The organism is Bacilli bacterium (assembly GCA_036381315.1).
Taxonomy (GTDB): Bacteria; Bacillota; Bacilli; order Paenibacillales; family KCTC-25726; genus DASVDB01.
In genome coordinates, this window is sequence record DASVDB010000071.1 from 1 (window position 1) to 10,983 (window position 10,983).

The following is a 10,983-nucleotide window of genomic DNA, read 5'->3' on the forward strand; positions in this document are numbered from 1 at the left end:
AAAGCGGGCGCAAGTTTCCCCTTGGGTGGTTCCGCGCGCCACACCGCCGGGCCTGACCGGGCCTTACGACCAATAGCGCCGCGGATACGCTCTCCAGAGTTGCGTCGGGGACAGGTCCTTTTGCCTGAGAGATTCACCACACATGAGGCGCCAAAACGTTACGGCTATGGCGCGCGGTTTACTCCTTCGGCGTCATCCCGGGCTTGCCGCGCAAGCCGGACGATCTCTCCCTGATCCGTCATCCGCTTTTTTACGCCAATATTATAACCTTAAACAAGCCGCGCATGCAACATGTGGAAATCCGCCCAGCGGGGCTTATGAAACTCTCAGCTTTCGTTAATACTAAACTTACATTTTAACCATAATCAAGCGGAGGGAAAATCATTGTGATGAAGCTGCCGCCTGCTGCGCGACCGCTGAACGGGCATGTCGATGTTCATTTCGACCGCGCATGGTTTGACGCTTTGCGCGAACGTACGGACAACAACGGCCCATGGGACGATTGGCGGATGTTTCAACTTGCTTACGAAGCGGAGCAGTCGGCGCTCGTGCACCATTTTGACGATTTGCAATGCCTGGCCCATCTTTCGCACATTACCCCGCTGCCGCATCAACTGGACACGGCCAAACAAGTGTTGACCAAAATGCGCGGGCGGGCGATTTTGGCCGACGAGGTAGGCTTGGGCAAAACGATTGAAGCGGGACTCATTTTAAAAGAATACCTCATCCGCGGCCTGGTGAAAAAGGCGCTCATTTTGGTGCCCGCTTCGCTGGTGCTGCAATGGGTAAGGGAGTTGGGCCAAAAATTCGGCATTGCCGCCGTCGCCCAGAAAAAAACGTATATGTGGACGCAGTCCGACATCGTCGTCGCTTCGATGGACACGGCGAAACGCAGTCCGCACAAGGAAATCATCCACGGACTGGAATACGACATGCTCATTATCGACGAGGCGCATAAACTGAAAAACAAAAACACGACCAATTACCGCTTCGTTGAAGGAATCCGCAAAAAATATTGCCTGCTTTTGACCGCCACCCCCGTGCAAAACGACATGGACGAGCTGTTCAACCTGATTACCGTCCTGAAACCGGGGCAATTGGGAGGCAAAGACAAATTTCAGGCGGATTTCGTGCATGACAAACGAATCCCGAAAAACGAACGCCTGCTGCGCGGCGAATTGGCCAAAGTGATGATCCGCAACAATCGCAGCGACAGCAATATCGCCTTCACCCGCCGCTTCGTCAAAAACATCGCGCTTGTGCTGTCGGCGGAAGAACGGCATTTATACGATTCGGTCACGCGTTTTGTCAAGGAGCGTTACGAAGATTCCGGGCGCGATTTCAGCAGCGTCCTGTCGCTCGTCACGCTGCAGCGGGAAGTTTGCAGCAGCCGGGACGCCGTCTTCCTTACGCTCGTGAATCTGTTCAAAAAAACGCCGGAACAATCGCCCATGCGCGCGCGCATCTGGGAATTGGTCAACGCGATCAAGGCGATCAAGGCCAACACGAAATCGGCAAAAGCGCTGGAACTTGTGCAAGAATCGGAAGAAAAAACGATCGTCTTTACCGAATACCGGGCGACGCAGGAACATCTCTTGCAGTTTTTTCGCGAACACAACATTATTTCCGTGCCGTATCGCGGCGGGATGAACCGCGGCAAAAAAGACTGGATGATGGATCTGTTCCGCAACCGCGCCCGCGTGCTGGTCGCTACGGAAGCCGGCGGCGAGGGCATCAATCTGCAATTTTGCCGCCGCATTATCAATTACGATTTGCCATGGAATCCGATGCGGGTGGAACAGCGCATCGGACGGGTGCACCGCCTGGGGCAAACGGAAGACGTGCTGATCTACAATTTGTGTACGGTCGGCACCATCGAAGAACATATCCTGCGGCTTTTGCACGAGAAAATCAATATGTTCGAGATGGTCATCGGCGGCCTGGACGCCATTCTGGAGCGCTTCGAGCAAGGCGATTCGCTGGAAATGCGGCTTACGAAGCTGCTCCTGGAAGCAAAATCGGATGAGGAAATCCGCGCCCGGATTGACGAAATCGGCGGCGATTGGGCCGCCTTGCAGGCGAAACTGGCGGCGGAACGGCAGGCGCTGTCGGAGATGCAATCGGCAGCCGGCGACCGAAATCATTCATGAGAGGCGATAGGCAATGAATGAAATGCGCGTAAAAGAGTTTGCGGCCGAATATTTGCAGGCGACCGGCAGCCGGATTATCGAGATGGGACGGCGGCATATTCTCGTCAAGCTGTCGCCGGAAGCGGACAAGCAATTGACCAATCGGCCGTTTTACTGGGGATTCGTCGAGCGAACCGGCGTGGAACCGGAAACGATGACGTTTCTGTTCCAATTCGGCCCGACGGATGAAGCCGCGCCGGTAAAAACGCAACTGCCGGGCAGGGTCGTTTCCGAGCGCATTACGTTTGGCAGCCGCAGGCTGGAGGATATTTTCAAGGCATGCAAAGCAAAGGGCAAATTCGTCAACCTGTTTGAACAACCGGCGGAAGGCGCGAGGATTTCGGGGCGGTCGTCCACTTGCACAACCTGGTTCGCGGTCAATTACAAAATCGAGTTTGCCTGCGATATGAAACGGGATGAACTGCATTCCCTGGGCATCAGCTTATCCACCGGCGAAATTGTGGAGAACTTTTACCCGATTATCTGTAACAGACAGCTTTCCCCGAAATTGCCCGCTTACACGCAATTAAAAGAAACGATCTCTTTAACGACCGCGCTCATCCATCTGGAACGCCATCTGGAGAACAAGTTGAAAACATACGACACGGCATGGGCGGAAGAAGCCAAAATGAGGCTTGCCGAAGAGCTGGATCGGGTCAGCGGATATTACGAGCCGATGCTGGCCTCAGCCGGCAAGGAGGAGCAGGCGGAAATCCGAACAAAATTCCAAAGCCGCATAGCGGAAATTAATTGGCACTACTCGCCGCGCATATTGGTTAATGCCGTCAATTGCGGTTTGTTTCATCTCCTGCGCGAACCTGTTGGCAAAACATGACCGAATCCATTCCGATCGGACAAAAATAGATGCGGCCGCGCGGACAGGTTCCAACATACTTTTCACGCGCGATTTTTTATACTGAAACAGGTATACAAGCCCGCTCACGGAAAGGTTGCCTGCACATGTGGAGGAAAAACATGCTTGCCCCGCTGTTTGCCGTAATTTTTGCGGCATCGCTTTTTTCGGCGGCGCAAACCGCCGCGCAAGCGGATTATGCGGAGACGGCGAAGCAGCCATTCGCGCTGAATGATGCCGTTTCGCGCATAATATCCGAATTGGCGGAGCAAAAAGAATTTGCGGCCTGGAAAAAAGCCGCGCGGACGATTTACCCTTTGGGCGCCGGATTGCACGGTTGGGTTGTGCTGGTGCAAGCGGATGGCAAAGCGGCGGGGTATCTCGTCATCACGGCGTCGCCCGCTGACGAACGGCATTTTATTTTGTCCGAATACGGTTTCGGGGAGTTTCCGCTGTACAGCAAAGCTACCCTTTACCGGGCATTGCGCGACGGTGAACTGCTGCCGCCGCAGGAAAGCGCCGCGGAGTTTCGCGAAGATATCTCCTTTGCCGCGACAAGCGTGTATCCCAATGCGCTGCATGCGGTATGGCGCGTATCCTTCCGCGCACGGCATACAGGCGGCGAAACCGTCTACGTTGACGCAAAAACGGGGGAAATATACCCGCAGGAGGCGGAGGCGGTCGAGAAACTGGCGAACAAAGAAAGCAAGCCGCCCGGCGTGCCGGTCGCGGCGAAATTCGTCCAAGCCGTCAGCTTGCCGGAATTTGACCCGTACGAAAACATCGGTTGGGTCGTTGACGAGCCGGCCAACATTGCGAGCATGCGGGATTTGCTTGAGATGCTGCAAAGCAAGCAAAAGCTGACCTATGTCGCCAAGCTGTTTCAGGAAGAAGTCGTCATGCCGTACGCCGTCACCGGGTACCATACGTGGGACGAAGGCGAGGCGTTTATCCGGCTCGATCAGGACGGCCCCAGGTACATTCCGTTTTCCGTTCTGGCCCGCTGGGGAAAATTTTACGAAACAGCCGAACGTTCAATCGAAACGTTTGCGCCGCCTAAGCCGCCCGGTCCAGACGGACAAAGTGACCGGAAGCAAGCCGAACCAGTTTAGCGACCATTTCCCGCGCGCTTTGCGGCGTTCGATTTTTTGCGCGCGGCGTTTCTCCTTCGGCGTCTCCAGAAAGTGGACAAATTGTTCCGCCAAATATTTTACCAACTCTTCGCTGTCGTATTTGCCCATATGCCATAACCTCCGCAAACAGTCCTTCATAAGTCAGTTTTTCCGAAAAAAAGCGCCGATAATCATTGCCAGGCAACATTATCGGCGCTGTCGCGAATTGGGCTTGTCAAATCTTTTCCGGGGTTTCAAGACCAATCAGATTTAATCCCGTCTTCAATACGGTTTGCACCGCTTTTACCAAAGCCAGACGGGCCGTTCTGACCGGCTGGTCGGCCAAGAGAATCGGGCGCTCATGATAAAACCGGTTGAAGCTTTGCGACAAATCGATCAGATAGCGGCTGATTACGGACGGTTCATATTTGCGCATCGCCATTTCCACCCGTTCGGGGAACAAATAAAGTTCTTTCAAAACCCGCTGCGCTTCCGCATCCTGCAACTGTTCCACAGCGATGGCCTCATGCGCAATCACCAATTCCCCGTCGCTTTCCGCTTTGCGCAACACGCTGCACGCCCTGGCGTGCGTATACTGGACGTATGGGCCGGTTTCCCCGTCAAAGTTGAGGGCCTCATCCCAGGAAAAGGCTATATCCTTGATCCGGTTCATGCTGAGGTCGTTAAAAATTACCGCGCCGACGCCCACCTGGCGGGCAACTTCATCTTTATTGGGCAAATGCGGATTTTTGCTTTCAATAATTTCCCGCGTTTTGGCGATCGCCTGTTTCAGCAGATCCTCCAACATCACCACATTGCCTTTGCGCGTCGCCAAACGCACACCCTCGAGGCTGACCCTGCCGAACGCAACGTGCACAAGCTTGTCCGCCCACGGGTAGCCCATCAACTCCACAATTTTGAACCATTGCTGAAAATGCAAATTTTGCGCATAATCCGTTACATAAATGCATTGGTCGAAATCGTACGTTTGTTTGCGATAAATGGCCGCCGCGACGTCGCGCGTGTGGTACAGCGAACCGCCGTCTTTCTTCAGCATCAGCGCGGGCGGCATGCCGTAATCGTCCAGGCGGACAAGCATCGCGCCCTGATCCTCTTCAAGCAGCCCTTTTTCCGCCAATTCGGCGATAACCGTATCCATCTTGTCATTGTAGAAGCTTTCGCCCGCGTAAGAGTCGAAAGTGACACCCAAGAGATCATAAATTTTGCCGAATTCCCGCATGCTGATATCGATAAACCAGCGCCACAGCTTGAGCGCCCGCTCGTCATTTTTCTCGAGCCGAACGAACCATTCGCGCGCCTCATCCTCGAGCGACGGGTCTTTTTCCGCTTCATCATGGAATTTGACATATAAACGCAACAGCTCGCCGACGCCTTCCGCCTTCACTTGCGCTTCGCTGCCCCAACGCATGTAGGCGACGATGAGCTTGCCGAATTGGGTGCCCCAATCGCCAAGATGATTGACGCCCGTTACCTTGTAACCGGAAAAACGGAAAATGTTGGCCAGGGCGTTGCCGATAACGGTGGAACGCAAGTGTCCGATATGAAACGGCTTGGCGATATTGGGCGACGAATAGTCGATCACGACGTTTTTGCCCCGCCCGAGTTCATTCGAACCGTACGGCTTTTTGCCGAACAGGACGTCCTGCAACACCGCTTTCGCAAACCGGCCTTTGTCAAAATAAAAATTCAGGTAGCCGGACACGGCCTCCGTTCGCGCGATCAAGCCGCCGGTTGCAATTACCTGCCGCAATTGCTCGGCAATCGCCTGCGGCGCCTTGCGCATCGTTTTGCTCAATTTGAAGCACGGCAAGGACAAATCGCCCATTTGCGGGTCAGGCGGGTATTCGAGCAGGTCCATCACGGCTTGCTCTTTTATTTCGCCGCCGATTGCAGGCATAAGCAATTCGGCTATGTATTGTTTGACATTCGCGTTCGACATTTGCTTTCTCCCTTCAGCGCATCGAAACCATACGTGCAACAAAGCACTCCGCCGGCGGAGTGCTTGCTGGAAGTGTTCGTTGTTAAAATGCTGATGCGGTCGAGAGGACTCGAACCTCCACGGATTTTACCCCACTAGAACCTGAATCTAGCGCGTCTGCCAATTCCGCCACGACCGCACGCTGGTTGACATCGCCCTCATTGACGACAAAAAGTATATTAACACAGCGCAAGTTGCGAAGTCAAGCAGGAAATTTGCAGAACGGATTAAGGTTCCGCAGGCAAAAACGTATAGTCTCTGGACAATCTGACAACCCTGCCGGATTGTTTGCGAATCAGCACGATCTTATCATCCCAGGCCACCACAATGCCATATACATCGTTAGCCGGATCACTGTCGCGGCAAACGCGAATGTTCGTCCCCAACACTCTGTATTCATCCAATTGTTCTTCGGATATCATATCGATTCATCCCTTGCGCGGCAAAAGCTTGCCATAGTTCAGTTCGCGGATTGCTCCTCGTGCTCTTTGGAACCGTTGGCTTCGTACCACTCGTCCAACACTTTGCTGGACATGACGCGGCTAGCCACATATTCCGCCTGACGAGCGGAAAACAGCGTTTGCCATTCGATCGCGAGTTCGTCGCAAAGCTGCACGATGGTAAGCAATTCAGACCATGCAACATAACGCTTATACCAAAAAAACTGCGGGTGTTCGATCATATAAGGATACAGGTCGTCAAACTCCGTATGTTTGCAATCAAGCGCACGCTCGAAATGAGTCTTGGCCGCCGACAATTTATCCAACAAAAACTGCTCCGACAACTGCTTTCTCTCCATTGCTCTGGCCTCCCCTCTTCATAGTGACATTATAAAGGAAAATCCAAAGCGATGGAAGATAAAGAGCGCATGCAAATCTTTCAACTTTCAACTTTCCACGAAACGAATGGCGCCGTTCTCCAACGAAGCGATCTGCACCAGTGATTCCACGCGCACGCCGCTCTCCCTGATGAACCTTGCTCCAGCCTGAAATGTTTTTTCCACGGCAATTCCCACGCCGACCAAATGCGCCCCGGATTTTTCCACGATGCGCAACAAGCCCCTTGCCGCGTCTCCGTTGGCGATGATATCGTCGATCAGCAAAATGCGATCGGCAGGGCCGATAAATTTTTGGGAAACGACAATATCCGTAACAATGCCTTTCGTAAAGGATGGAACACGTTCGCAATAGACGTCTTCGTCCGTGACGATCGTTTTTTTTCTGCGCGCGAATACAAGCGGCACGTTAAGATAATAGGCCGCGGCAAAAGCGGGCGGAATGCCGGACGACTCCATCGTCAGCACTTTGTTGATCGACTCCCCGGCAAACCGCTTCGCCAATTCCTTTCCCATTTCCATAATCAACACGGGGTCCACCTGATGATTCAAGATCGAATCAAGTCTCAGCACATCCGCGCCGACAATTTCCGCCTGCCGCAAAATTTGCTGTTTCAACATTTCCATATGCCGATCCCCGCCTTCAATCACTTTGCAAATAAACGTATCACAACAAGCCGAATGCTTTCAAGCAATATTTCGACACCATGGTTATCCGCGAAAATCGGCGGGGGTGGTACCTGTATAACTTTTGAATATTTTGATGAAATAACTGGGATGCTCGTAACCAAGCATTTCGGAAATGCTGCCGATCGATGACGCCGTATGGGCAAGCAGTTCTTTGGCTTTTTCCATTTTCAGGCGGGTGACATATTCAATAAAGTTCACGCCAGTTTCCTTTTTAAACAGACGGCTGAAATAACTCGGGTTTAAAAACAAATGATCGGCGATTTCATCCAGACTGATGCGTTTATCAAGATGGAGCGCGACGTATTGGCACGCTTTTTGCACCTCGGGATGCATGCCGGCTTCCGTTTCCGCGCCGGGCGGCGTAGCAAGCATACGCACCTGTTGCATAAGCAAAAGCTTCAATTGTTCAAAAGAATCCGCATCCCCTATCTCGTCCAACAGCGTGTCCTTCATGAAACCCGGCCGAATCACGTTCATCGATTGCAGCTTTAACCTTTGGCCGATCAAAAGCTTGAACAGCCAATCTTTAACGACCGGAGGAGCGTATTTTCGGTCTTCAATCAGCTTTAACCAACGTTTGGCAAAGACCGAATCGGCAAAATCCCGACCGCTCAGAATCAGTTCGCGCAAGTCCGCCCCCGCTTCCGCAAAGTATGCGAACAAATCGTCGGAAGGTTTGCTGAACACGCTTTTTTTGGCGATGCCGCCTTGCGGCAAATAAAACCGCTGATAACCGCTATCCACCAGTTGATGCAGCCTAATTTTCAATTGTTCCGGAGCGGTTGCGCCTTCATCCATGATAAAAGAAAAATCAAGCTTTAATATTTTCTTCATCGCCGATTGGATCTTTTTGAGCGTAGCCGCCACCTGGTCGTAAATGTTCATTTTGAGCGTCGGGCGGTAGCAAAAGAAAAGCAACGTTTCTTTCGCTCCGTATCCGATGTTGATCACACGGATATGCTCGTCTTGAAGAACTTCTTCCAACACATTGGAGACGGCAAAGCGCAACGTTTGCTCGGAAAAAAAGCGTTTTTTGGCTTGCGGATAGCCATCCAGATACGCGGCGACAGGCAAGCAGGCTTCTCCTTCAAGCAACAGACCGAAGCTGTTGAGTTCATGTAACGATTGGGCGAGCGAAAGCATGGGATGATAAATGAAGCTCTTCAACCATTTCTCCTTGCGCAGCTCATCCGTTTCGTTTACAAGCTGCTGCAATTTGTTTTGCCGCCGCAGTGCCGTTTTTTCCTCTTGCAGGCTTGAGGCAAACCGGGCAAGCAACCGCTCCAATTCGCGCGGATTAAAAGTATCCTTAAGCAGATAATCCTGCACGTTCAGCCGCAAAGCTTGCTGCGCATAATGGAATTCATCATGGCAAGAAAGGATCGCCACGCGCAGTTTGTCATTTTTTGCTTTCAAGCGGCTGATCAGTTCCAGACCGTCCATCTTCGGCATGCCGATGTCGGTGATCAGAATGTCCGGCATCTCCTTTTGCGCCTGTTCCCATGCGCTTAAGCCATCCTCATACGTTCCCAACAAGCGCAGATCCAGCCCGTTCCAATCCACTGTCTCGGAAAGCAATTCAAGTACCGGGTAATCATCATCAGCTACCATCACGCTGTACATGTTCCGCTTCCTCCTTAAACGGTATCGACATCCTAATGCAAGTGCCTTGCCCGGGCTTGCTCATAATTTCCATGTGAAACCGTTCCCCGAATGTCATTTTCATTCGTTCGTACACATTGGCGAGGCCGATGCCGGAAAAATAGCTTGCCTGAACTTCGCCAGGTTCGGCTTGCGCGGCAACGCTTTGTCGCAACTTTTCCACCTGTGGTGGCGACATGCCCGCGCCGTTATCGCTAATGCTCAGCAACAATGTGCCGCCGTTCACTTTTGCCGCAATTGTGATGGAGCCGCTGCCGCGCTCCAAACCGTGAATCATCGCGTTTTCGATAATCGGCTGCAGGCAAAGCCGCGGCACTTCGATCATGAGCGCTTCCGGCGAAACGGCAACGTTCAGTTTGACCTGTTCGCGATGACGCATGTTCATCAGCTTCGTAAAGTCGCTGATCAAGGCGATTTCTTCATGCAGCGGGATCAAATCGTCGGTGGACCCGACGGTCATGCGCAACAACTTGGAAAGCGACTGGATCATTTCGGCGCTTTCCTGATCGCCTTTAAGCATGACTTTCATTCTGATGGAATTCAGCACATTAAACAGAAAGTGCGGTTTGATTTGCGCCTGCAGCATGGCCAATTCGGCTTTGCGCTTGCGGTTGTGGGTAATGGATACTTCATGTATCATTTCTTTTACTTTCTCCAGCATTTGGTCAAACGAATAACCGAGACGGCCAATTTCATCCTGGCCTCTCACCCCGGAACGGACGGAAAGGTTGCCCAATTGCACCATGGCGGCCGTTCTTCCCAGTTTTATCAGAGGCCGGGTAAACCGGCGCAGCAACAATAAAAGCAAGATGAGAAACGCGGAAAATGAAACCAGCTGCAAAAGAAAAACCCGATTAAAGATCGGTTGAATATTCGCGATTGCATCTTTGTACAATTGCATGGAAACAAAATGCCATCCGGTCATCGGCAGCGGTTGTTGCGTAATCAAATATTGCTTGCCCGCGATCGTGACGATTTCGGAAGAAAGACCGGAAGCGCCCACTTCCGGATACGGAAACAATTTGCCGATCATCGCCGGATTTTTGCTCGATATGACACGGTTGGCGTCATCCAGAATCATGACCTCGCCGACTTGCTTGTTGCGATAAAATACGCGGCTTAAGCGGTCTTCAAAGAAGGTCACGATCACATATCCGTAGATGTTGGTGCCTTGCCCGCTAAGCGTTTGCGCCACGGAAATCTGGTAAGGGTGGTTTTTCTTTACTTGCCTGAACACCGTGGGCGACGAAGCAACCCAGTAGGACTGCAGTCCCCGCTGCTTTTTCAGTTCAGGAAACCACGGCTCCCTGGCAAAATCCAGCGGATTAAAATCATCGGTCGAATAAGTCATAAAATAATCGCCGTTTGTCAAAAGCACGGTTACGTAGCAATTGTCCGACTCCAGGCCGCTGTCGTAACTGACGCCTCTTACCGTTGCCAAAGTATCCAATTGTTCCCTGATTCGCTGGTCCTTTAAAAAGCGCTCGTAAATGTCGTCTGTACCCCCGCCCGGCGGTTCGGTAACCAATTCCTTGAAATAAGTGCTCATATCCGAATTTTTCTGCACGTAATTGGCAATCGAAAGCATCGACTTCAACTGATTGGTCACATATTGGTCGACCAACTGCAGCGATTCTTGCGAA

10 protein-coding genes, 1 tRNA gene and 1 riboswitch are annotated in these 10,983 nt (G+C 52.2%); of the genes, 3 read left to right on the forward strand and 8 right to left on the reverse strand.

Annotated features, from left to right (window positions below; translation table 11 throughout):
* Window positions 1-102 precede the first annotated feature (102 nt).
* Window positions 103-242: riboswitch (glycine riboswitch) on the reverse strand.
* 147 nt (window positions 243-389) lie between these two features.
* The 3 genes from VF260_05535 (at window position 390) to VF260_05545 (ending at window position 4,154) form a co-directional block, all read left to right on the forward strand.
* Window positions 390-2,150: an SNF2-related protein gene (locus VF260_05535; GenBank protein ID HEX7056644.1), complete on the forward strand. Its 1,761-nt coding sequence runs from the start codon at window positions 390-392 to the stop codon at window positions 2,148-2,150.
* A gap of 13 nt (window positions 2,151-2,163) precedes the next feature.
* Window positions 2,164-3,024: a YqhG family protein gene (locus tag VF260_05540; GenBank protein HEX7056645.1), complete on the forward strand. Its 861-nt coding sequence runs from the start codon at window positions 2,164-2,166 to the stop codon at window positions 3,022-3,024.
* A gap of 140 nt (window positions 3,025-3,164) precedes the next feature.
* Entirely contained in the window at window positions 3,165-4,154 is a 990-nt protein-coding gene (locus tag VF260_05545; protein HEX7056646.1) for a hypothetical protein, read from the forward strand.
* Here the strand turns inward: VF260_05545 and VF260_05550 are convergent.
* The 8 genes from VF260_05550 to VF260_05585 all read right to left on the reverse strand — a co-directional run.
* Window positions 4,077-4,283, reverse strand: a complete 207-nt coding sequence (locus VF260_05550) for a YqzE family protein (protein ID HEX7056647.1) — start codon at window positions 4,281-4,283, stop codon at window positions 4,077-4,079. The genes VF260_05545 and VF260_05550 overlap by 78 nt on opposite strands.
* A 106-nt stretch (window positions 4,284-4,389) precedes the next feature.
* A complete protein-coding gene (gene argS, locus VF260_05555; GenBank protein ID HEX7056648.1) occupies window positions 4,390-6,114 on the reverse strand; it encodes an arginine--tRNA ligase in 1,725 nt (574 codons plus the stop codon).
* Between the two features lie 94 nt (window positions 6,115-6,208).
* Window positions 6,209-6,292, reverse strand: a tRNA-Leu gene (locus tag VF260_05560).
* 88 nt (window positions 6,293-6,380) lie between these two features.
* The gene (locus tag VF260_05565) at window positions 6,381-6,575 is read right to left on the reverse strand and encodes a hypothetical protein (GenBank protein HEX7056649.1); all 195 of its coding nucleotides are present in this window, start codon (window positions 6,573-6,575) and stop codon (window positions 6,381-6,383) included.
* Window positions 6,576-6,613: 38 nt separating this feature from the next.
* Window positions 6,614-6,952, reverse strand: coding sequence for a hypothetical protein (locus VF260_05570; protein ID HEX7056650.1), 339 nt, complete (start codon window positions 6,950-6,952; stop codon window positions 6,614-6,616).
* Window positions 6,953-7,039: 87 nt separating this feature from the next.
* Window positions 7,040-7,615, reverse strand: a complete 576-nt coding sequence (locus VF260_05575) for a xanthine phosphoribosyltransferase (protein ID HEX7056651.1) — start codon at window positions 7,613-7,615, stop codon at window positions 7,040-7,042.
* A gap of 84 nt (window positions 7,616-7,699) precedes the next feature.
* Window positions 7,700-9,301: a helix-turn-helix domain-containing protein gene (locus VF260_05580; GenBank protein ID HEX7056652.1), complete on the reverse strand. Its 1,602-nt coding sequence runs from the start codon at window positions 9,299-9,301 to the stop codon at window positions 7,700-7,702.
* On the reverse strand, window positions 9,279-10,983 hold a 1,705-nt coding region (locus tag VF260_05585), incomplete at its 5' end, for a histidine kinase (protein ID HEX7056653.1). The genes VF260_05580 and VF260_05585, both read right to left, overlap by 23 nt.

Bases quoted from the DNA above. Each gene is read 5' to 3' on its own strand.
- VF260_05545 (HEX7056646.1), top strand. From the start codon at position 3,165: ATGCTTGCCCCGCTGTTTGCCGTAATTTTTGCGGCATCGCTTTTTTCG.
- VF260_05575 (HEX7056651.1), bottom strand. From the start codon at position 7,615: ATGGAAATGTTGAAACAGCAAATTTTGCGGCAGGCGGAAATTGTCGGC.
- argS (HEX7056648.1), bottom strand. From the start codon at position 6,114: ATGTCGAACGCGAATGTCAAACAATACATAGCCGAATTGCTTATGCCT.
- VF260_05580 (HEX7056652.1), bottom strand. From the start codon at position 9,301: ATGTACAGCGTGATGGTAGCTGATGATGATTACCCGGTACTTGAATTG.
- VF260_05565 (HEX7056649.1), bottom strand. From the start codon at position 6,575: ATGATATCCGAAGAACAATTGGATGAATACAGAGTGTTGGGGACGAAC.
- VF260_05535 (HEX7056644.1), top strand. From the start codon at position 390: ATGAAGCTGCCGCCTGCTGCGCGACCGCTGAACGGGCATGTCGATGTT.
- VF260_05570 (HEX7056650.1), bottom strand. From the start codon at position 6,952: ATGGAGAGAAAGCAGTTGTCGGAGCAGTTTTTGTTGGATAAATTGTCG.
- VF260_05550 (HEX7056647.1), bottom strand. From the start codon at position 4,283: ATGGGCAAATACGACAGCGAAGAGTTGGTAAAATATTTGGCGGAACAA.
- VF260_05540 (HEX7056645.1), top strand. From the start codon at position 2,164: ATGAATGAAATGCGCGTAAAAGAGTTTGCGGCCGAATATTTGCAGGCG.